This window comes from Streptomyces sp. NBC_00988, from assembly GCF_045162645.1.
Taxonomy (GTDB): Bacteria; Actinomycetota; Actinomycetes; order Streptomycetales; family Streptomycetaceae; genus Streptomyces.
Map to the genome: position 1 here is coordinate 3006144 of NZ_CP108730.1, position 20495 is coordinate 3026638.

Sequence of the window (20495 nt, forward strand, 5' to 3'; positions counted from 1 at the left end):
CGATTTCACGTACAGAGAAAGCGAACCCCACCATGGACCTCGGCGTGCGCTGGAAGCTGCACGGTGACGGGCGGACGCCCGCGCCCGGAGCGGTCGTCCGCCCCGACGAACGGCTCTCCTGGCCGCGCACGATCGGCCTCGGCGCCCAGCACGTGGTGGCGATGTTCGGGGCGTCCTTCGTGGCCCCGGTCCTCATGGGCCTGGACCCCAACCTCGCGATCATGATGTCCGGCGTCGCGACCGTGATCTTCCTGCTCGCGACCAGGGGCCGGGTGCCCAGCTACCTCGGCTGCTCGCTGTCGTTCGTGGGCGTGGCCGCGGTGATCCGCGCGCAGGGCGGGACGAGCGCGACGGTGACCGGCGCGGTGTTCGTCGTCGGGGTCGTGCTGTTCCTGGTCGGTGTCGCGGTGCAGCGGTTCGGGGCGCGGATCATCCACGCGGCGATGCCGCCGATCGTGACCGGCGCGGTGGTCATGCTGATCGGCTTCAACCTCGCCCCGGTGACCGCCGCCACGTACTGGCCGCAGGACCAGTGGACGGCCCTGCTGGTCATGGCGTTCACCGGTCTGGCCGTCGTCTGTCTGCGTGGTTTCTTCTCACGCGTCGCGATCTTCCTGGGCCTGGTCTTCGGCTACGGCATCTCCTGGGCGTTCGACCGGATCTTCGGCCGCATCCACTCGATGAGCGCGAGCGGTGAGGTCACCGACCACTGGCGCCTGAACCTCTCCGGCGTCGGCAGGGCCGACTGGGTCGGGCTGCCGTCCTTCCACGGACCGACCTTCCAGTGGTCGGCGATCCTGGTCGCACTGCCCGTGGTGATCGCGCTGGTCGCCGAGAACGCCGGGCACGTCAAGGCAGTTGGGGAGATGACCGGCGACTCGCTGGACGACAAGCTCGGCACGGCGATCTCGGCGGACGGCGTCGCGTCGATGCTGTCGACCGCCGTCGGCGGCCCGCCCAACACCACCTACTCCGAGAACATCGGCGTGATGGCCGCGACCCGCGTCTACTCCACCGCCGCCTACTGGGCCGCCGCCGGCTTCGCTCTCCTCTTCGGCCTCTGCCCCAAGTTCGGCGCGATCGTGGCCGCGATCCCGGGCGGGGTGCTCGGCGGGATCACCGTCATCCTCTACGGCATGATCGGCCTGCTCGGCGCGCAGATCTGGCTCAACTCCGGTGTGGACCTGCGCAATCCGCTGAATCTGGTACCGGCCGCGGCGGGCATCATCATCGGCGTCGGCGGTGTCACCCTCAAGTTCACCGACAACTTCACCCTCAGCGGTATCGCCCTGGGCACCCTCGTCGTCATCACCGGCTACCACGCCCTGCGCTTCCTCGCGCCCGCCCACCTCAAGGCGGACCAACCGCTGCTGGACGAGGGGACGTCGTCGTACGACTCACCGGGCGAGGCCGACACTGGTCAGCCGGGTCAGCGCGCCAAGTCGTAGGCATACGACGCCGTGAACGTACCGGCCGCGCCCCGGCAACCGTCCGACTCCCCCGGCAACTTGACCCACAAGTAGCCGTCGATCCGCGCCTCCCCGGTGTTGAGAGTCGGCGCCCGGCCGATCTTCCGGCCCGACGGGTCGCACCACTGGCCGTCGGCCGGGGCGCCGTTGCCGTTGCGGCTGGTGTCGATGACCGCGCCGAGACCCGCGGGACCGCCGAGGGCGTCCAGGACCTGACGGTCGTAGGCGATCTCGGCCGAAGTGGCGTGGAAGTTCGAGACGTTGCTGAAGATCCCGTCGGAGGAGGCGGCGGAGGCCGCGCCCGCCTGCTTCAGCAGGGCCGCCTGCTGTGCGGCCGGGTTCCAGTCGGAGTGGCCCGCGTCGTAGTACACCCGGGCCTTCGGGTCGGCGGCCTTCAGGACGCGGCCCGCGCGGGCCAACGCCTCGAAGCGGTCCGCGCGTTGGGCGTCGGAGAGGCAGTCGGCCTGGGCTATCGAGTCGGGTTCGAGGATGACTACGACCTCCCTGGAACCCAGCCCCGCCGCGAAGTCGTCGATCCACCCGTCGTACGCGCCGAAGTCCGACGCCCCGCCCTCGGAGGCCCCACCGCAGTCGCGGTCCGGGATCGCGTACGGCACGACGACCGGCACCCGGCCCTGCGCGGCGGCGCCCGAAGTGACCGCGCGGACCCGGGAGGTGATCGTCGACGGCGTGAAGTCCGCGAACCACACCGCAGCCGGCTGATCGGCGATCCGTGACTCTATGACCTCGGTACGGGGGTCGTCGGGGTGATCGTGGACCCAGTCGAGGACCTGGGACTCGGGGTGGCGGTAGAGGCTCGGGGAGACGACCGCCGACTGCTTCGTGCCGGTCCTCGCAGGAGACGGCGAGGCGGTCTTCTTCGGCTTGACGGAAGCGGTGGCCGAGGAACTGGCCTTTGTGGACACGGGTGTTGACGGCACGTCAGGCAGCGGCACCAGCAGTGTCACCCCGGTCCCATCGGGCCTCGCCTCGTTCGAACCGCGCTCGTCGTCCAGCGCGTTGATCATCCCGGTCACGGTGCCGACCGCGACCACGACCGACGCGGCCACGACCAGCACGCTCCGCCGGGCGACCCGCCCGCGCCGCCGGCCCCGTGAACCTGACACGCTGCCGCCCCTCCCGCGCACCGAACCCGTTCCCCCGTTCTGGGGAAGTGTCGGGCCCGGCGGCACCTCGGCCAGCCTAGGGCTGGGACGCTGCCCCCATGGGGCAATTGGCACACTTCACCACACCCGTGGACAAGGTCGTCTCCCGGCTGCGCGCGCTCGACGAGGAACTGCCCGCGCGGGACGGGATCGCGGTGTTCAACCGCGTCTACCTCGCCGTCACGGAGGCGGTCGACCGGCGTATCGACGCCGGGCGGTTCGCCGACGCGCGGGCCGCGATCACGCTGGACATACGGTTCGCGGAGCGGTACCTGGCGGCCGTGGACGCGGCGGCCGACGGGCGCCGGCCGCCCGCCTGCTGGCGCCCGCTGTTCCAGCTCCGCCGCCATCCCGGCGTACGACCGCTGCAGTTCGCCCTGTCCGGCATCAACGCGCACATCGGCCACGATCTCGCGCTCGCCGTCGTGGACGCCTGTCGTACGCTCGACTGCGAACCGGCCGAGCTGGAGGACGAGTTCGACCGCGTGGGCGATCTCCTCGTGTCGCTGGAGGAGCGCGTCCGCGAGGAGCTGATGCCGGGGCCCGACCTGTTCCAGATCGCCGATCCGCTCACCCATCTGCTCGGCTCATGGAGTCTGGAGCGCGCCCGGGAGGCCACCTGGACGGCGGCGCGGGCCCTGTGGGCGCTGCGCGGACTGCCCGATGTCGCCGAGGAGTTCACCGAACGGCTGGACGCGGCGGTGGGGCTGGCGGGCCGCATGATGCTCACGCCGCTGCCCGACTGAGGTGGCCTGATCCGGCCGCCGTGCGGGCCGCCTCGGAACCCCCCGGTGATCGCCCCGCGTTGACGGCACACCCGAATGCGAAGGAGCACCGGTATGACGACTCGGCTGGGCCTCAGTCTCCCCCAGATGCGGCAGTACTCCATCGGCACGGACGTTCCCGACGTGGCACGCACCGCCGAGGAGATCGGCTACGAAAGCCTGTGGGTCTTCGAGCGGGCCCTCTTCCCGGAGCCCGCCACCCAGGGCCTGTACAACATCGAGGGTCTCGCCTGGCCGGACGTGTACCGGGACGTGGCCGAGCCCCTGGTCACGCTCACCCTGGCCGCCGCCGCCACCGAGCGGGCACGGCTGGGCACGAGTGTGTTGGTGGCGCCGCTGCGTATCCCCTTCCAACTGGCCAAGTCCCTGGCCTCGTTGGACGCGGCGAGCGGCGGCCGGGTGATCGCGGGCCTGGGCACCGGCTGGTCGCTCGACGAGTACGCGGCGGCAGGAATCCGGCCATTCGAGGAGCGCGGCAGGGTGCTCGACGAACTGATCGAGGTGTGCCGGGCGGTGTGGGGCCCGGACCCGGTGAAGTACGACGGCCGACTGACGAAGATCGCCTCCGCGGTGGTCGGTCCCAAGCCCGCCCGGCCGATACCGATCCTGCTGGCCGCGAGCAGCAAGAAGGCCCGGCAGCGGCTGGTGGACCACGCCGACGGCTGGATTCCGGTGGGCATGGGCGCCGAGCAACTGGCCGCCGAGTGGCGGGAGTTGCAGGACCTGGCGGCCGAACGGGGCCGCACGGAACCGATCCAGAAGGTCGTGCGGGTCAACTGCGTGCACACGGCCAAGTCCTACGACGGACCCGACCGCCAGCCTTTCCAGGGCAGCGCCGACCAGATCGTCGAGGACCTGGTGGCCCACGCGGCGGTCGGCCTGGAGGAGATCCTGGTCGACCTCCAGACCACTCCGCGGGACGCCCAGGAGCTCAAGGACGTCGCCGCTGAGGTGTACGAGAAGGCACGCGCGGCCGGGGTCTGAACTCCCCTCAGTCCTCCGGCAGTTCGACCGGCGCGATGTCGTCGTAGACGTCCCCCGGCCCGGGGTTCGTCGGGTCGGTCGTGCCGCCCAGTTGGTGCATGACGCCCCAGACCGCGTTCAGCGCGGTCTGGACGGCGCCCTCGGCCCAGCCGGCCGTCCAGGAGATGTCGTCGCCGGCGAGGAAGACGCCCCGCTTGTCCGCGGGCAGCCGGTCCTGCATGAAGTGGGTGAACAGGCGCCGCTGGTAGCGGTAGTGGCCGGGCAGATTGGCCTTGAACGCGCCCATGAAATAGGGCTCGTTCTCCCAGGAGACGGTCACCGGGCTGCCGATGACGTGCTTCCTGATGTCGACCTTCGGGTAGATCTCGCCGAGCGACTTCAGCATGACCTCCATCCGCTCGTTCGCGGACAGCGGCAGCCACTTGAGGCTGTCGTCGCACCAGGTGTACGAGAGGCAGATGACGGCCGGCTTGTCCGGGCCGTCGTCGAGGAGGTAAGTCCCGCGCGTCATACGGTCGGTGAGCGTCATCGACATGACGTCCCGGCCCGTCGGATTTCCCCTGTCGTCGACGGCCTTGTCCAGCCAGAAGGGCCGGTCGACCGGGACGAACAGCTTCGAGCTCTCCATGTAGTGGGTGCGCTCCATCGCGGTCCAGTGGTCGATCGGGAAGAGCGAGTCGTCGCAGGCGATCTTCGAGAGCAGCATCCAGGACTGGGCGGTGAAGATCGCCGCCTGGTAGGTGCGGATGTCGCCGTTCGCGTCCGTCACCGTGATGCCGTTGCCGGCCGTGCGATGCAGCCGGGTCACGGCGGGGCGGGGTTCGCCGCCCACGTGCAGGGATGCCAGCGAGGTGCCGTAGGGCCAGTGGACGATCTTCTGCGGTTCGCGGTCCCAGAGGCGGAGCGGGAGTTGTTGGGAGCCGCCGACGATGCCGCGGTGGTGGTCGTCGGCCTCGGTGTAGACGACCCGCAGGATTTCGAGGATCGAGTTGGGGAAGTCGGTGTCCCAGCCGCCCGTGCCGAAGCCGACCTGGCCGAAGATCTCGCGGTGCCGGAAGGACTTGAAGGACTCGGAGTCGCAGAGGAAGCCGTAGAAGGTCTGGTTGTCGAGTTTCTCGACGAGCTTCGACCAGATCTCGCGGATGCGCGGGACGTCGCGTTCGCGCATGGCGCGGTTCATGTCGGAGAAGTCGGCGCCCTCTTCGAGGCAGGCGTTCCAGGCGTGCATCACGTCGCGGTAGACCTGCGGGAGGTCGTCGACGGTGGTCGCGTAGTGCGACTCGCCCTTGAGGTCGACGACGGTCGAAGGGGTCGCCTCCGCAAGGGGGTTGGGGAAGGGCCGGGTCTCAAGTCCGACCAGGTCGATGTAGTGCTGGAGGGCGGTCGAGGAGGGCGGGAAGCGCATCGCGCCCATCTCGGCGGTGAGGGACGGGTCGCACCCGTCGAAGCCAACGGTCCGCAACCGGCCCCCGATCTGGTCCGCCTCGTAGACGACGGGCTTGAGGCCCATCTTCATCAGCTCGTAGGCGGCCACGATGCCGGACAACCCGCCGCCGATGACGGCGACCTCGGTGCCGTGCCCGGTCGCGGGTATCTGGCCGAGGCCCGCCGGGTGGGCGAGGAAGTCGTCGTACGCGTACGGGAAGTCCGGCCCGAACATGGTGATCGGCGGCTGCCGCTCGTCGGCGTGCTGGACGGCGTTGGGCACCGTGGACGTCATGGGGTACGGACTCCTAGCGGAACAAGAACAAGTACAAGTGCGGGAACAGCAGGGGGGATTCAGGCGAGGGACCCGTAGAGGCCGGGGCGCCGGTCCGTCAGATACGGGTTCGCCGCACGGGAGTCGGCCAGGAACTCGGGGTCCAGGTCCGTGAGGAGGAGTTCCTCGCCGCGGCCCGCACGGGTGCGGGCGACTCCGTCGGGGCCTGCGAGGGTGGAGAGGCCGAAGAAGTCGAACTCCCCTTCCTGGCCGATGCGGTTGATGTACGCCACGTACATCTGGTTCTCCCAGGCGCGCACCGGGACCAGGGACTCGGCGACGAACTGGAACGGGTGCATGTTCGCCGTCGGGACGAGGAGCAGGTCGGTGCCGGCGAGGGCGTGGGCGCGGACGGGCTCCGGGAACTCGACGTCGTAGCAGATCATCAGGCCGACGGTAAGGCCGGCCAACTCGGCCTGGACGACCGGCTGTTCGCCCGGTGTGAAGTGGGCGGGCTCGAAGTCGCCGAAGAGGTGGGTCTTGCGGTAGTTGGCGAGGCGGGTGCCGTCGGCGGAGATCAGCTGGGCCGAGTTGTACACGGCGTCGCCGTCGCGCTCGGGGTAGCCGTAGGCGATGGCGAGTCCGTGCCGGGTGGCGATCTCGGCGACGGCGTCGGCGGAATCGCCGTCGGCGGGCTCGGCGAGGCGGCCGATGTCGTCGCCGATCGCGTATCCGGTGAGGAACATCTCCGGCGCGGCGAGCAGCCCGGCACCGCCGGCCGCGGCCCGGCCCGCGGCCTCGTCGAGGACCTTGAGGTTCTCGACGACGGAGCCGGGGCGGCCGGAGCTCTGGAGGAGGGCGGTGCGCATGTGTGTTCCTCACCGGTACGAAAAGGTTGAAGAGCCACCTATCGGGGCCCACCTAGACGGTACGGCTGAGGGGCCGGGCCGGACAAGAAGGAGCCGTTGCGCGCCGGTGAGCGGTTTGTTGCGTGCGGGTGGGGCGGGGCGGCGATTCGTTGCGTGCCTGGTGGGAGCCTGCCGTTCCGGTGCTGCGGGCAGGCTGTCAGACCCCGGGCGTAGGTTTCCGCCCATGAATCCTGACCTGATCAGCCGGCTCGCGCCGTTCCGGGCGGAAGCACTGGGGCGCGGGATACCGCCCGAGGACGTCGAGCGGTGGATCGGCGCCGCGCGTCCGTCCGCGACCCTCGTCACTCGCGGGGACGGGCCGGTCGCCGGCAGGTTCGGCGGACCGCTGCTGCTGCCCGCCGACGCCCCCGACCTCTGGTTCCCGTTACTCGCCACCCTCGACTGCGCGGCTCTCCCCGAGGAGACGACGGGCCTTCAACTGCCGCCCGACGGCCGCCTGTTGCTCTTCGGCTTCCCCGAGATGACGTACTACGGCGGTACGGCCGGAGAGGTCGTGTACATCCCCGAGGGGACACCCGTCGAGGAGCGGAACACGAAGTACCCCTGCGTCTACGGCGAGGAGGGCGACGCGTTCGACGACACCGACACGCTCGCGATCTACGAGCAGTTCCCGCAGGAGGAGCTGCGGCCGGCGCCCGATGTCTCCCTGCCGCACCACTTCCTTGCCCCTTCCCCGGGCCCCGGCGAGGAGATCGTCACGCTCCCCGGCCATCCCCGCGCCTGGGACCTGGCCGAGGTGTGGGAGGAGACGTACGGCGACATCGTCGTCGACGGACCGCTGCACATCGGCGGGTACGCCTCCCACGAGTGCACCGAGACGGACCCCGTCACGGACGCCGCGTCGGACGCGGAAGAGGCGCGCCGGCACCGGGCCGAGGCGGCGCCCGGGTCCGCCGACGCCACGGAACTGCCCGCCCCCGAGGAGTGGACCCTGCTCGCCCAGTGGGACATCGGTCTCACCGGGCGGGAGGGCTCGACCCTGCACTGGGTGATCCCGCGCCGGGACCTGGCCGAGCGTCGCTTCGACCGGGCGCACGTGTCGTTCTTCTGGAATCCCTGACGCGACTGTCGCCTGTCAGCTGGGCACCGCGAACACCGTGAGGACGGCCGCGTGGTCCGACGGCCAGCAGTTGCTGGACACGTCCGGCCAGGGGCTCGGCGTGCCGACCACGAACGTCCGGGAGTCGAGCACGGTCAGGCCCCGGTGCAGGACGTAGTCGATGCGGTCCTGCGGTTCGGGGCGCCCGCTGCCGTCCTCGTTGACGGGGTGGATCGGCGACCAGGTGTGGCCGGGGTCCGTGGCCGGGTCCGGGTGGGCCTCCCGGTAGGAGTCGCGCAGGCCCGCGTCCGCCGCCGCCTTCGTCACCGGCCATTCCACGTCCGGCCAGTCCAGGTGCGAGGGGCTGTTGAAGTCACCGACCAGGACGACGGGGACGGCGTCCTCGGCCGCCTCCGCGATCCGGCTCAGGGTGTCCCGCATCTGGGCGAGCCGTACGTCCTCGTGGGCGATGAGGTCGGCGGCCGGGAACCCGTCGTAGGCGGATTCGTAGGGGCCGTAGGGCGTGTAGTCGAGGTGGCAGGTCCACAGGTCGACCTCGCGGCCCTCCGCTACGGCGATCCGGACCCCGGCGGCGCCGTAGAAGCCGACGTCCGGGTCGCCGAAGCGGGCCGAGATCGGGTGGCGGCTGATCACGCCGAGGTTCTCGCCGGCCCGGTGGTGGTGCCAGCCGAGCGCCTCGGCGAGTTCCTCGGCAGCCGTACCACCCGTCTCCTGAAGGCCGACCACGTCCGCGCCGGTCTCCGCGATGGCCTTCAACTGCTTGGTCCGGTGGTCGTCGACCTTGCTGCCGCCGAGCCAGAGATTCCAGGTCAACACGCGTAGCTCGTACGGCGATTGGGGCGTCACCATCGCGCGCAGGGCCGCCGGGGTGACCCCGACGAGACTGTCCCGTACGGTCCGGCCGGGGGCCGCGTCGATCGGCGCCAGCGACGGCACCGCGAGGACCGCGCAGCCGGCCGCCTCGGCGGAGCTGACGCCGGTCTGGGTGTCCTCGACGGCCACGCAGGCCGCCGGGTCGACGCCGAGGGCGCGGCAGGCGGCGAGGTAGGGGTCGGGGGCGGGCTTGGTGCGCCCGGTGTCGTCGGCGGTGACGGAGACGGCGAAGCGGCTCGCGCCGAGGGCGTCGAGGACGGTGTCGGCGACCGCGCGGGGGGACGCGGTGACGAGCGCCGTGGGGACGCCGTCGCGGGCGAGGGCGTCGAGCAGGTCGAGCGCGCCGGGGCGGGGCACGATGCCGGTGCGGACGCGGGCGGCGAACTCCCGGTGCAGCGCGTCCGCGAGGTCCGCCGCCGACCCGCCCGTGGCCAGGGCGAGCCAGTCGGCGGTGTGCTCGACCGGGCGGCCGAGCACCTCCGGCTGGTCCGCGTCCGTCAGGGTCCTGCCCGCGACCTGCTCCACCGCCTCCCACCACAGCCGCTCGGTGTCGACGAGCGTGCCGTCCATGTCGAACAGGACGGCCTGGAGCGGGAGTTGGGTGTGGGGGGTCACGTTTCTCTCTTTCACTACGGACACTGCGGGCACTATGGCCCTACGGGTTGATGCGTTCTGCCACGAGAACCGGCCGTTCCGGCAGCGACACCTTCACGGCGACTCCGGCGCCCAGCGTGGTGGCCTCGTGCGTGGGCAGGTCGGCCTTGACCTCGGTGCCGTCGCCGAGCAGAACACTGACGCGGACGACCGCGCCGAGGAAGGCGGTGCCTACGACGCGCGCGTCACCGGTCTCGTCGGCGTGCACGTCGATCGCCTCGGGGCGTACGAGCACGTCGACTTCGGGTCCGGCCGGCGCCTCGCCGTCGACCGGCAGCCGCTGGCCGAGCACGTCGACGACCCCGTCGGTGAGGTGCCCCGGGAGCCGGCTCATCGTGCCGACGAACTCGGCGACGAACGCGGTCGTGGGCCTGCCGTACAACTCGGCCGGGGCGGCGCACTGTTCGAGCTTTCCGGCACGCATCACGGCGACCCGGTCGGCAATGGACAGCGCCTCTTCCTGATCGTGCGTCACGAAGAGGGTGGTGATGCCGAGTTCCTGCTGGAGGCGGCGGATCTCCTCGCGCAGGGACAGCCGTACCTTGGCGTCGAGCGCCGAGAGCGGTTCGTCCAGGAGCAGGACGCGCGGCTGGAGGGCGAGCGCGCGGGCCAGGGCGATGCGCTGCTGCTGGCCGCCGGAGAGCTGGTGCGGGAAGCTCTCGCCCTTGTCGCCGAGCCCGACAAGGTGGAGCAACTCGTTGGCACGGAACCGCCGTTCGGTCTTGTTCACCTTGCGCATGCGCAGGCCGAAGGCGACGTTGTCGAGCGCGTTGAGATGCGGGAAGAGGCTGTACGACTGGAAGACCATTCCGGCGTCGCGGCGGTGCGCGGGCACGTCGGTGACGTCCTGGCCGTCGACCAACACCTCGCCGGAGGTGGGGTGTTCGAATCCGGCGAGCATGCGCAGGGCGGTGGTCTTGCCGCAGCCGGAGGGGCCGAGCAGGGCCAGGAACTCGCCCGGCTGGACGGTCAGGTCGAGTCCGTCGAGGGCGACCGTGGGGCCGAACTCCCGGCGCAGGCCCCGGAATTCAACCGTGGCCGCATTGTCCGTGGCGGTCTTCTCAAGCGTGGTGGCGGTCATGGTTCATCCCCGGGACGAAGCGGTTTTGTCACGTCCGCCGACACCGGCGAGCGTGAGGAGGAGTGCCCAGGTGACGACCAGGCTGAGCACGGAGACGGCGACGGAGAGCTGGGCGTTGGACCCGCCGACGCTGTAGATCCACACGGCGAAGGGCTGGAAGCCGAGCAGCTGGGCCACGGTGAACTCGCCGAGCACCAGCGCCAGCGTGAGGAAGGACGCGTTGAGCAACGCCCCGCGCAGATTGGGCAGTACGGCCCGCACGAGCGCCTGCGGCCAGTTCGCGCCGCAGCTGCGGGCTGCCTCGACGAGGGTCTTCACGTCGATGGCGCGGAGCCCGGAGTCCAGCGCCCGGTACACGAACGGCAGCGCCATCACGACGTACGCGAGGACGAGGATGAACGGGAAGCTCGGGTTCTGGATGGCGACGAAGGTCTCGAACAGCGGGGTGCGCGAGAGGTAGTCGGGGCCCCACTTGAGGACGGTGGCGATACCGGCGACGAACGCGATCGGCGGCACCACCAGCGGCAGCGAGCAGATCACCTCGACGACCGGGCGCAGCCGGGGCGCGCCGAGTCGTAGCGCGACCATGGCCGGGACCATCAGGAGCAGGACGACGGCGATGGTGGCGGCGGCGAGTTCCAGCGAGAGCACGAGGCTGGAGGTGAAGCCGTCGGTGGAGACGATCTGGGTGTAGGCGTCGAAGGTGACGCCCTCGCCGGGCACGTCGACCGTGAAGACCATGGACGCGGCGAGCGGGACCAGGAAGTACAGGGCGGCCAGGCCGAGGACGACCCACCGCCAGAGGTTCAGGCGTCCAGCCATCGCGCGCTCCGTCGTTGCAGGGGCAGGTACACGGCCATGACCAGGCCCGCGACCAGGACCATGTCGAGGCTGAGGGCGAGGGCCACGTTCTCCTGGCCGACCAGCACGTTGCCGGAGATGGCGTCGGCGATCTGCAGGGTGACCAGCGGGATCGAACTGCCCACCATGGCCGCGGCGGTGGCGTACGCGGCGAACGCGCTGCCGAAGAGGAGGACGAATCCGCCGAGGAGCGAGGGCAGCAGCACGGGCAGGGCGACGTGCCGCCAGTACTGCACGCCGGTGGCGCCGTTGTTCTGCGCGGCCTCGCGCCACTGGGTGCGCAGGCCCTCCAGGGCCGGGGTGATGGTGAGGACCATCAGCGGGATGAGGAAGTACAGGTAGACGAGGACCAGGCCCGAGAAGCTGTAGAGGTCCCAGCCCTTGTCCTTGAGGCCCAAGTGGGTCGTCAGCACACCGGCGTTGCCGAGGGTGGCGACGAACGCGAAGGCCAGCGGGACGCCGCCGAAGTTCGCGAGGACGCCGGACGCGGTGAGGACGGCCTCGCGCAGCGCGCGGAAGCGGGAGGTGACGACGACCTGCGCGAGCGGCAGCCCGAGCAGGGTGCCGAGGGCGGCCGAGAGGGCGGACAGCTTGACGCTGCCGATCAGCGCGGTGAGGTAGGCGCCCTTGAGTGACTCGGTCAGGTTGACGGTGCTGTACGAAGTGGCGCCCGTCGTCTGGTTCTTGACGGTGAAGGCGCCGTTCAGCATCGCGATGGCGGGCACCCCGAAGGCGACCGCGACGAACACGAGCAGCGGGACCACGGCGATCCAGCCGGGGACGCGGCGCCGCCGCTTCGAGGAAGCGGCGGCAACCACGTCGGCCCGCGTGAGCGTGGTCGTCATCCGGAGACGGCCTTCGCCCAGCCGGACGCGATGACGGTCTTGGCCTTGCTCTGCTGGGCCTCGGTCGGGAAGGCCGGCGTGCCGGAGACCTGCGGGAGCTTGGCGGCGGCGGTCTTGTCGAGCGTGCCGGCAGACTCCATCGAGGTCATCAGCGCCGGGCGCGCGTAGCCCTTGAGCCACAGGTTCTGGCCCTCGGCGCTGTACAGGTACTCCTGCCACAGGCGGGCGGCCGCCGGGTGCGGGGCGTCCTTGTTGATGGCCTGCGAGTAGTACTGCGCGTACTGGCCGTCGCTCGGGATGGAGACCTTCCAGTCGACGCCCTTGGACTTGAACTCGTCGGCGTAACCGGCGTTCAGGTAGTCCCAGTCGATGGAGATGGGCGTCTCGCCCTTCTCGACGGTGGCCGGGGTCGACTCGACGGGGGTGTAATTGCCGTTCTTCTTCAGCTTGTTGAAGAAGTCGAGACCCGGCTGGATGTCGTCGAAGGAGCCCTTGTTGGCGAGCGCCGCCGCGTACACGCCACCGAAGGCCGAACCCGACTTGGTGGGGTTGCCGTTGAGGGCGACCTGGCCCTTGTACTGCGGCTTCAGCAGGTCCGCGAAGGTGGTCGGACAGGTCTTCACGCGCTTGGCGTCGCAGCCGATGGAGATGTAGCCGCCGTAGTCGTTGAACCACTGCCCCTTCGGGTCCTTCTGGCCCGCGGGGATCTGGTCGAAGGAGGCGACCTTGTACGGCGCGAGCAGGCCCTGCTGGGCGGCGCTCAGCGCGAAGGAGCTGCCGAGGTCGAGGACGTCGGGCGCACGGTCCTGGCCCTTGCGGGAGGTCACGGCGTTGATCTCGTCCTGGCTTGAGCCGTCCGGGTTCTCGTCCGTGATCTTGATGCCGTACTTCTTGGTGAAGCCGTCGATGAGGGCGCCGTAGTTGGCCCAGTCGCGGGGCAGCGCGATGGCGTGCAGCGTGCCCTCCTTCTTGGCCGCCTTCACCAGGGCGGCCATGCCGCCGAAGTCGGCGACGGAGGTGGCGGTGGCGGCGTTCTTGCCGTCGGCGGTGGTCGACGAGTTGGTGGGAGCGGCGCCGCAGGCGCTGAGGGCGAGCGCGGCGACGACGGCGAGGGATCCACCCAGGACGGCGTTTCTCGGCGGGGACACGGTCACGGTCTCTCCAGGGGTGCGCACGAGGGTTAGAGCAGAGCGGAGAACTTGTCTGAACAAGTTGGCCTCAGTACGCCCGGTGATGGTGTCTTGTTCGTAAACATTGGCGAAACCGTGACCCCTTCTTCTCTGCACACTCCTGACTGACACGGATCACCAAGGGAACTCGACTACGCTGCTCACGCTGTGCACAGTGGTCAATTCGGAGGGGAAGCATGACGGCGCGACACGAGGAGATCGCCGACGAGCTGCGCAGGGCCATCGACCGCGACGAGTACACAGTCGGCAGCCTGTTGCCCTCGGAGACGGACCTCGCGGCGCAGTACGGCGTCTCGCGCGGCACGGTCCGCCAGGCCGTCGCGGCCCTCACCGCCGAGGGGCTGATCGGCTCCCGCCAGGGCGCCCGCCGGGTGGTGCTGGCCAGCCGCCGCAGCCAGAGCTTCGCGGAACTCCGCAGCTTCGCCGAGTGGGCCCGCGCGATGGAACGCGAGGCGACCGGGCACGTGGTCACGCAGGAGTACCGCCCGGCCACGGCCGAGGACGCCGTACGCCTCCAACTCGCCGCGGGGACCCCCGTGTTGCACGTCCTGCGAGTGCGCGGCCTGGACGGCGAGCCGGTCCTCCTGGAGCGGACGGTGTACGCGGACTGGATCTCCCCGGCCGTCGAGGCGATCGAGCCGGAGTGCCCGTCGGTGACCCAACGCCTGTACGACGACACGGGGTTGGTCTTCGCCTACGGCGAGCACGTCATCGACGCTGTGGCGGCGGGCGCGCAGGACGCGGAGCTGCTGGGCATCCGCCGCACCAGCCCCCTGCTGCGGGTCCGCCGGGTCACAACGACCCGCGAGGGACGCCCAGTTGAGTGGTCGGACGACCGCTACCGCTCGGACGCGGTGAGCTTCAGCGTGCACAACTCGATAGGGAACAACGCGCTGGCGCGGAAGACGGCGGAGTGAGAGCCTCCGGCCGCGCTGTGGGACAGTCGTAGCGAGGGGGACGGGTCCTACGTCATGGAGGTCCTGATGGAGATTGCCGTGTTGCCCCGTGTCGGCGAACAGACCACGGTCGTCGCGGCGGAGCCCGACGCCGTGTGGCGCGGCCTGAGCCAGGTGATGGGCCACTCCTCCGCGCGGGCGACCCTGTACGCACACCTGGTCCGCGCCGCCGACCGCGAGACCTCCGGGCCCCGGCCCCTCGCCGAGGGTTCGACGTTCGCCGGTTTCCACGTGACCTCGGCGGTCCCGGGGCGCGAGCTGGTCGTCGAAGGCAGCCACCGCTTCTCGTCGTACGCCCTGATCTTCCACGTCGAGCGGACCGGCCCGGGGCGCTCGCTGCTGCGGGCCGAGACCCGGGCCGCCTTCCCCGGCCTGACCGGGGGCCTCTACCGGCGGCTCGTCATCTCCAGCGGCGGGCACGTGATCGCCGTACGCCGGCTGCTGTCGGCGGTCCGCCGCCGGTCCGAGTAGCCCTCGCGGCTCAGGTCGGCGAGCCCGACGAGAAACGCCGGAGCAGCGGCGACAGCACCAGCACGGACTTGGTGCGCTCCACGAACGGCTCCCCCGCGATGCGCTCCAGGACCCGCTCGAAGTGGCGCATGTCGGCGGCGAAGACCTGGACGACCGCGTCCGCGTCACCCGTGACCGTGGACGCGGCCACGACCTCCTGGTAGCGCTCCAGGCCGCGTCGGATGGTGTCCGGGGAGGTGTTGTGCCGGCAGTAGATCTCGACGAACCCCTCGGTCTCCCAGCCGAGCGCCGACGGGTCCACCCGTACGGTGAAGCCGGTGATGGCGCCGGTGGCCCGCAGCCGGTCCACGCGCCGTTTCACGGCGGGCGCGGACAGGCCGACGAGCTGCCCGATGTCCGCGAAGGAGCGGCGGGCGTCCTCGGCGAGGGCGTGCACGATGCGTTCGTCGAGTTCGTTCAGCACGGTGGATCGATCACTTCTCGGGTGGTGCGGTGGGAGCCAGGCGGGAGCGGCGGTGGCCGTATACGAAGTAGAACACGAGCCCGACGGCCATCCAGATTCCGAAGACCACCCAGGTGACGGCCGAGAGGCTGCCCATCATCCACACGCACAGCCCGAAGCCCACGGCGGGCAGCACGGGCGACAGCGGTACGCGGAAGGTGCGGGACATGTCCGGGCGGGTCCTGCGCAGCACCACGACGGCGATGTTGACCAGCGCGAAGGCGAACAGCGTGCCGATGCTGGTCGCGTCCGCGAGCTGGCCCAGCGGGATGGCGGCCGCGAGGACCCCGCAGAACAGCGACACGATGACCGTGTTGGCGCGGGGCGCCCCGGTCTTCGGGTGGACCTTGCCGAACACCTTGGGGACCAGCCCGTCCCGGGACATCGCGAAGAGGATGCGGGTCTGGCCGTAGAGGACGGTCAGGACGACGCTCGCGATGGCGATGACCGCGCAACCCGCGAGGAGGGTGCCCCAGAAGGACTGGCCGGTGACGTCGCGCATGATCTGGGCGAGGGCGGCCTCGGAGTCGTTGAAGCGCCGCCAGGGCTTCGCGCCGACGGCGACGGCCGCGACGAGGACGTACAGCGCGGTCACGATGACGAGGGAGAGCATGATCGCGCGGGGCAGGTCGCGCTGGGCGTTCTTCGCCTCCTCGCCGGCCGTGGAGGCGGCGTCGAAGCCGATGTACGAGAAGAAGAGCGTCGCTCCGGCCGCGCTGACGCCGGCCATGCCCAGCGGCATGAAGTGGTCGTAGTTGCCGGACCTGAAGCCCTGGATGCCGATCGCGCAGAACAGCACCAGCGCGGCGATCTTCACGCACACCATGACCGTGTTGGCGCGCGCGGACTCCTTGGCGCCGCCGAGCAGGAACGCCATCGCGAGGAGTACGACGATCAGCGCCGGGAGGTTGAAGATCCCGCCGTCGCCGGGCGGGGCGGACAGGGCGTCCGGGATGGTGACGCCGATGGTTCCGTCGAGCAGTTCGTTGAGGTACTCGCCCCAGCCGACGGCGACGGCGGCGACCGAGACGCCGTACTCCAGGACCAGGCACCAGCCGCAGATCCAGGCGATCAGCTCGCCCATGGTGGCGTAGGCGTACGAGTACGAGGAGCCGGCGACCGGGATGGTGCCCGCGAGTTCGGCATAGGAGAGGGCCGAGAAGAGGGCGGTGAGTCCGGCGATCACGAAGGCGAGGGTGACGGCGGGACCGGCCTTGGGGACGGCTTCGCCGAGGACGACGAAGATGCCGGTGCCGAGGGTGGCGCCGATGCTGATCATCGTCAGCTGCCAGAGCCCGAGCGAGCGCCGGAGCGACCCTCCCTCACCCTGACCGCCCTCGGCGACCAGCAGTTCCACGGGCTTGCGCCGCATCAGACGCGCACCGAGCCCCGGGGACGGCTCGGCGGTCTGACTGCGGTGGTGCGGGGGTGCGCCTTGGTCGAGCACGCGGGGGCTCCTTGTCGCTGCCGGGCATGGCGGCAGGGACCGGCGGCACGGGGATCCGCCGAGCGGGGGTCCTGCCGCGCTGGGTACAGCGCTTGACCCTACGAGGCCGGGCGTCGTGGTCGTAATGCGGCAACCTTGCGCGTGTTCGCAAGATCGTTGCGTTCGTGGGACGCGGGTGTTGATTCGTTGCGCGGGGGGTGCGGGGTGGGTTGCTGAACGGTGGCCTGGTGCATTGCTGAGCGGTGGCGGGGTGCATTGCTGAGCGGTGCGGGGGTGCGTTGCTGGGCGGTGCGGGTATGGGTTGCTGAGCAGTGCGGGGTGACTGTCGGCCGTTTCGCGAGGCCTGTCGCGGAGCCCCGTTGCGACGCTCTGGGCAGCCCTCGCCCATGCCTGGTTCGGCTCTCGGCGATGCCCTGTTCAGCTCTCGTCCGGCTCCCCCGCGAGGGCCCGCGCCGCGGCCAGGTCCTCCTCGTCGAACCCGATCCGCCCAGGTTGTCCGAACACCTCCGCCTGCGCGTCGATCCAGCGCGTGTGCGCCTCCCACGCGGCCTGCTTGCTCATGCCGAGCGCGGCGCCGATCTGCGTCCAGGAGGCGCCGGCCTCGCGGGCCGCGCGGACGGTGAGCTGACGGCCGTAGGCGGCCTTGCGGGCGACGACCTCGCTCAGGGCGAGCAGTTCCAGCGTCTCGGTCCGGTCGAGGGCTTCCGCGTCGCTGCCGAAACCGGCCAGGGACTCGCGGGTACGGAGGTTGTCGAGGCGGGCGACGGCGGTGAGGAGGGTGTGCTCGGGTTCGATGCTCTGGGGTGTGGTCATGGGTGCAGCGTTGCGTCAGGGCTGCTTGACGTCAAGGGGGCCTGACGACAGTTCCTTGGTGAGGAAGGTGCAGGGGTCGGCGCACTCGCGGATGCCCCCGTCGCCGTCCTCGTACGACCAGCGGTCCACGTAGTCCGTCAGGGGCCGGTAGCCTAGCCGCGCGTAGAGGTCGGCGGCCCTCGGGTTGTCGGCCGCGACACCCAGGCCGAGGACCGTACGGCCGTGCTCCCGGGCCAGTTCCTCGGCACGCCGGATCAGCGCGCCGCCGATGCCGCGCGAACGCAGCTCCGGGGGCCACACGGCGAGACCGTTGAGCTCCGGGCAGCCGGGCAGCGCGGCCCGCACCTCGGGCGCCGCGCAGCCGTCCCAGATGACCTCCCCGTGCCCGACGGGCCGGCCGTCCAGCCAGGCGACGAGATAGGTGCCCCCGCCCGTTCCCTGCCGCGCGAACCGCCGGGCATGGGTCGAGTCGGACCCCGGCGAGCCGATGTACTGGTCGAGCAGCGCCACGTCGGCGGCCCGGCACACGGCGATCTCCATGTGTCCGACGGTAGCTTCCGAGGCACGCCGACGGCCTCCGAATATCCCGGGGGCCTGGACAACAGGGGCCGTAGAGACGGGAGTTGGTCGCTCCAGCCCACGCGCAGCGACTCGCCCAGGACAGTAACCGCCGCAGCACGCCGACAGCCCCCGAAACACCCCGGCGCCCGGAACAACAGGAGCCGCACGAAAAGAAGTTGGTCAACTCCAGCCCACGCGCGAGGACTTGCCCCAGGTCGGCAACCGCCGCGGCACGCCATCGGCCCCCGAAGCACCCGGGACGCCGGGACGCCGGGACAGCAGAGGCCGCACGGAGGGGAATTGGCCATCCCCAGCCCGTGCGCAACAGCTCGCCCCAGGACGGCAACGGCCGCCCTAAGCCCATGCCCCGAACATCCCAGCGCCGGAACAACAGAGGCCACACAAAAGGAAGTTGGCCACCTCCCGCCCACGCGCAACGCCTCACCCCAGGACGACAACCACCGCCCTACGCCCACGCTCCGAAACATCCCGACGCCGGAACAACAAGGGCCGCAGAGCAGGGAGTTGGTCAGCTCCAGCTCGCGTGCAGGGGCTTGCCCTCCGCGTAGCCCGCCGCGCTCTGGATGCCGACGATCGCGCGCTCGGCGAACTCCTCCAGGGAGGCGGCACCGGCGTAGGTGCAGGAGGAGCGGACGCCCGCGATGATCGAGTCGATCAGGTCCTCGACGCCCGGGCGGGCCGGGTCGAGGAACATGCGGGAGGTGGAGATGCCCTCCTCGAACAGCGCCTTGCGGGCACGGTCGTAGGACGACTCGTCCGACGTGCGGTTGCGGACCGCGCGGGCGGACGCCATGCCGAACGACTCCTTGTAGAGGCGGCCGTTGGCGTCCTGCTGGAGGTCGCCCGGGGACTCGTACGTGCCCGCGAACCACGAACCGATCATCACGTTCGACGCACCGGCCGCGAGCGCCATGGCGACATCGCGCGGGTGGCGGACCCCGCCGTCGGCCCACACGTGCTTGCCGTACTTCTTCGCCTCGGCCGCGCACTCCATGACGGCCGAGAACTGCGGCCGGCCGACGCCGGTCATCATGCGGGTGGTGCACATCGCACCGGGCCCGACGCCGACCTTGATGATGTCGGCGCCCGCGTCGATGAGGTCCTTGACGCCCTCGGCGGCGACGATGTTGCCGGCCACGATGGGGACGTGCGGATCGAGGGCGCGGACCTGCTTGATCGCGCTGATCATCGACTCCTGGTGGCCGTGCGCCGTGTCGATGACGAGCGTGTCGACACCCGCGTCCAGCAGCTGCTTGGCCTTCTGCACGAAGTCGCCGTTGATGCCGACGGCGGCCGCGATGCGCAGCTTGCCGTCCGCGTCGACGGCCGGCGAGTACAGCGTGGCGCGCAGCGCGCCCTTGCGGGTGAGGATGCCGGCGAGCTTGCCGTCCTGGTCGACGGCGGGCGCGTAGCGGCGGTTGGCGGCGTCCAGCTTGTTGAACGCCTCGCGCGGGTCGATGTCCGCGTCGAGCAGCAGCAGGTCCCGGGACATGACCTCGGCGAGCTGCGTGAAGCGGTCCACACCGGTGAGGTCGGCGTCGGTGACGACACCGACCGGGCGCTGGGCCTCGTCCACGACGACACCGGCGTTGTGCGCGCGCTTGGGCAGCAGGGCCAGCGCGTCGGCCACGGTCTGGTGCGGGGCCAGCCGGATCGGGGTGTCCAGCACGAGGTGGCGGCTCTTCACCCAGGACACGACCTCGGTGACGACCTCGATCGGGATGTCCTGCGGGATGACGACGAGGCCACCGCGCCGGGCCAGCGTCTCGGCCATCCGGCGCCCGGCGATGGCGGTCATGTTGGCGACGACCAGCGGGATGGTGGTGCCCGTGCCGTCCGGGGAGCTGAGGTCCACACCCTGACGCGATCCGACCGCGCTGCGGCGCGGCACCATGAAGACGTCGTCGTACGTCAGGTCGTACGGGGGCTGGATGTCGTTGAGGAAACGCACGTGCTGCACATCCCAGTCGATCAGAGGTGGTCCCCGGACAGGTCAGCCAGGGGGAAGAGCACGTACTTCATTGTCCCATGTCGGGCGCGATGCCATGCCTCGGATCATCGTCCAGGCAGGCCGACGGCGCCCCTGGAGGAACACCCAAACGAACCTGTGATTCAGATGTGGGCAACC

At 70.8% G+C, this 20495-nt stretch carries 19 protein-coding genes; 6 read left to right on the forward strand and 13 right to left on the reverse strand.

Translation table 11 applies throughout. From position 1 onward, the window contains the following. Window positions 1–32: 32 nt before the first annotated feature. Window positions 33–1448, forward strand: coding sequence for a uracil-xanthine permease family protein (locus tag OG496_RS13595; RefSeq protein ID WP_405971044.1), 1416 nt, complete (start codon window positions 33–35; stop codon window positions 1446–1448). Here OG496_RS13595 and OG496_RS13600 read toward each other — a convergent pair. After that, the gene (locus OG496_RS13600) at window positions 1430–2548 is read right to left on the reverse strand and encodes a glycoside hydrolase family 6 protein (protein WP_405976622.1); all 1119 of its coding nucleotides are present in this window, start codon (window positions 2546–2548) and stop codon (window positions 1430–1432) included. The genes OG496_RS13595 and OG496_RS13600 overlap by 19 nt on opposite strands. 146 nt (window positions 2549–2694) lie before the next feature. On the opposite strand from OG496_RS13600, the gene OG496_RS13605 reads away from it, so the two are divergent. Both OG496_RS13605 and OG496_RS13610 read left to right on the forward strand, forming a co-directional pair. Next, window positions 2695–3381, forward strand: a complete 687-nt coding sequence (locus tag OG496_RS13605) for a DUF5995 family protein (RefSeq protein WP_405971045.1) — start codon at window positions 2695–2697, stop codon at window positions 3379–3381. 93 nt (window positions 3382–3474) lie between these two features. Continuing rightward, complete coding sequence (locus OG496_RS13610; RefSeq protein WP_405971046.1) at window positions 3475–4404, forward strand: LLM class F420-dependent oxidoreductase; 930 nt, start codon at window positions 3475–3477, stop codon at window positions 4402–4404. 7 nt (window positions 4405–4411) lie between these two features. Here the strand turns inward: OG496_RS13610 and OG496_RS13615 are convergent, their stop codons facing one another. Continuing rightward, a complete protein-coding gene (locus OG496_RS13615; protein WP_405971047.1) occupies window positions 4412–6124 on the reverse strand; it encodes a flavin monoamine oxidase family protein in 1713 nt (570 codons plus the stop codon). A gap of 59 nt (window positions 6125–6183) precedes the next feature. After that, window positions 6184–6972, reverse strand: a complete 789-nt coding sequence (locus OG496_RS13620; RefSeq protein ID WP_405971048.1) for a carbon-nitrogen hydrolase family protein — start codon at window positions 6970–6972, stop codon at window positions 6184–6186. Window positions 6973–7195: 223 nt separating this feature from the next. Between OG496_RS13620 and OG496_RS13625 the strand changes: the two genes are divergently transcribed. Then, complete coding sequence (locus OG496_RS13625) at window positions 7196–8092, forward strand: DUF1963 domain-containing protein (RefSeq protein ID WP_405971049.1); 897 nt, start codon at window positions 7196–7198, stop codon at window positions 8090–8092. 15 nt (window positions 8093–8107) lie between these two features. Here the strand turns inward: OG496_RS13625 and OG496_RS13630 are convergent, their stop codons facing one another. The 5 genes from OG496_RS13630 to OG496_RS13650 are packed head-to-tail and all read right to left on the reverse strand — an operon-like array spanning window position 8108 to window position 13560. Beyond that, window positions 8108–9580 (reverse strand): HAD-IA family hydrolase, encoded by a 1473-nt coding sequence (locus tag OG496_RS13630; protein WP_405971050.1) that lies wholly within the window; start codon window positions 9578–9580, stop codon window positions 8108–8110. A 40-nt stretch (window positions 9581–9620) separates the two neighbouring features. Then, the gene (locus tag OG496_RS13635) at window positions 9621–10700 is read right to left on the reverse strand and encodes an ABC transporter ATP-binding protein (protein WP_405971051.1); all 1080 of its coding nucleotides are present in this window, start codon (window positions 10698–10700) and stop codon (window positions 9621–9623) included. A 3-nt stretch (window positions 10701–10703) separates the two neighbouring features. Then, window positions 10704–11522 carry an ABC transporter permease gene (locus OG496_RS13640; protein WP_405971052.1) on the reverse strand — a complete coding sequence of 273 codons (819 nt, stop codon included), beginning with the start codon at window positions 11520–11522 and terminating at the stop codon, window positions 10704–10706. Next, window positions 11507–12406, reverse strand: a complete 900-nt coding sequence (locus OG496_RS13645; protein WP_405971053.1) for an ABC transporter permease — start codon at window positions 12404–12406, stop codon at window positions 11507–11509. The genes OG496_RS13640 and OG496_RS13645 overlap by 16 nt, the downstream gene beginning before the upstream one ends. Next, a complete protein-coding gene (locus OG496_RS13650) occupies window positions 12403–13560 on the reverse strand; it encodes an extracellular solute-binding protein (protein ID WP_366495459.1) in 1158 nt (385 codons plus the stop codon). Before OG496_RS13650 ends, OG496_RS13645 begins: the two co-directional genes overlap by 4 nt. Window positions 13561–13772: 212 nt before the next feature. On the opposite strand from OG496_RS13650, the gene OG496_RS13655 reads away from it, so the two are divergent. Both OG496_RS13655 and OG496_RS13660 read left to right on the forward strand, forming a co-directional pair. After that, window positions 13773–14513, forward strand: a complete 741-nt coding sequence (locus tag OG496_RS13655; RefSeq protein ID WP_366495460.1) for a GntR family transcriptional regulator — start codon at window positions 13773–13775, stop codon at window positions 14511–14513. Between the two features lie 66 nt (window positions 14514–14579). After that, a complete protein-coding gene (locus OG496_RS13660) occupies window positions 14580–15023 on the forward strand; it encodes a hypothetical protein (protein ID WP_405971054.1) in 444 nt (147 codons plus the stop codon). Between the two features lie 10 nt (window positions 15024–15033). Here the strand turns inward: OG496_RS13660 and OG496_RS13665 are convergent, their stop codons facing one another. The 5 genes from OG496_RS13665 to OG496_RS13685 all read right to left on the reverse strand — a co-directional run bounded on the left by OG496_RS13665 (window position 15034) and on the right by OG496_RS13685 (window position 20318). Next, window positions 15034–15486 (reverse strand): Lrp/AsnC family transcriptional regulator, encoded by a 453-nt coding sequence (locus tag OG496_RS13665; protein ID WP_019059706.1) that lies wholly within the window; start codon window positions 15484–15486, stop codon window positions 15034–15036. 10 nt (window positions 15487–15496) lie between these two features. Beyond that, window positions 15497–16972, reverse strand: a complete 1476-nt coding sequence (locus tag OG496_RS13670) for an amino acid permease (protein ID WP_405971055.1) — start codon at window positions 16970–16972, stop codon at window positions 15497–15499. Window positions 16973–17389: 417 nt separating this feature from the next. Beyond that, window positions 17390–17785: a hypothetical protein gene (locus tag OG496_RS13675; protein ID WP_405971056.1), complete on the reverse strand. Its 396-nt coding sequence runs from the start codon at window positions 17783–17785 to the stop codon at window positions 17390–17392. 15 nt (window positions 17786–17800) lie between these two features. After that, window positions 17801–18325, reverse strand: a complete 525-nt coding sequence (locus OG496_RS13680; RefSeq protein WP_405971057.1) for a GNAT family N-acetyltransferase — start codon at window positions 18323–18325, stop codon at window positions 17801–17803. A gap of 550 nt (window positions 18326–18875) precedes the next feature. Then, window positions 18876–20318 (reverse strand): GuaB1 family IMP dehydrogenase-related protein, encoded by a 1443-nt coding sequence (locus OG496_RS13685; protein WP_405976623.1) that lies wholly within the window; start codon window positions 20316–20318, stop codon window positions 18876–18878. Window positions 20319–20495: the final 177 nt, after the last annotated feature.

Coding starts and splice junctions, on each gene's coding strand:
- OG496_RS13680 (WP_405971057.1), bottom strand. CDS start 18,325: ATGGAGATCGCCGTGTGCCGGGCCGCCGACGTGGCGCTGCTCGACCAG.
- OG496_RS13655 (WP_366495460.1), top strand. CDS start 13,773: ATGACGGCGCGACACGAGGAGATCGCCGACGAGCTGCGCAGGGCCATC.
- OG496_RS13595 (WP_405971044.1), top strand. CDS start 33: ATGGACCTCGGCGTGCGCTGGAAGCTGCACGGTGACGGGCGGACGCCC.
- OG496_RS13605 (WP_405971045.1), top strand. CDS start 2,695: ATGGGGCAATTGGCACACTTCACCACACCCGTGGACAAGGTCGTCTCC.
- OG496_RS13620 (WP_405971048.1), bottom strand. CDS start 6,972: ATGCGCACCGCCCTCCTCCAGAGCTCCGGCCGCCCCGGCTCCGTCGTC.
- OG496_RS13625 (WP_405971049.1), top strand. CDS start 7,196: ATGAATCCTGACCTGATCAGCCGGCTCGCGCCGTTCCGGGCGGAAGCA.
- OG496_RS13640 (WP_405971052.1), bottom strand. CDS start 11,522: ATGGCTGGACGCCTGAACCTCTGGCGGTGGGTCGTCCTCGGCCTGGCC.
- OG496_RS13645 (WP_405971053.1), bottom strand. CDS start 12,406: ATGACGACCACGCTCACGCGGGCCGACGTGGTTGCCGCCGCTTCCTCG.
- OG496_RS13610 (WP_405971046.1), top strand. CDS start 3,475: ATGACGACTCGGCTGGGCCTCAGTCTCCCCCAGATGCGGCAGTACTCC.
- OG496_RS13635 (WP_405971051.1), bottom strand. CDS start 10,700: ATGACCGCCACCACGCTTGAGAAGACCGCCACGGACAATGCGGCCACG.
- OG496_RS13675 (WP_405971056.1), bottom strand. CDS start 17,785: ATGACCACACCCCAGAGCATCGAACCCGAGCACACCCTCCTCACCGCC.
- OG496_RS13615 (WP_405971047.1), bottom strand. CDS start 6,124: ATGACGTCCACGGTGCCCAACGCCGTCCAGCACGCCGACGAGCGGCAG.
- OG496_RS13660 (WP_405971054.1), top strand. CDS start 14,580: ATGGAGATTGCCGTGTTGCCCCGTGTCGGCGAACAGACCACGGTCGTC.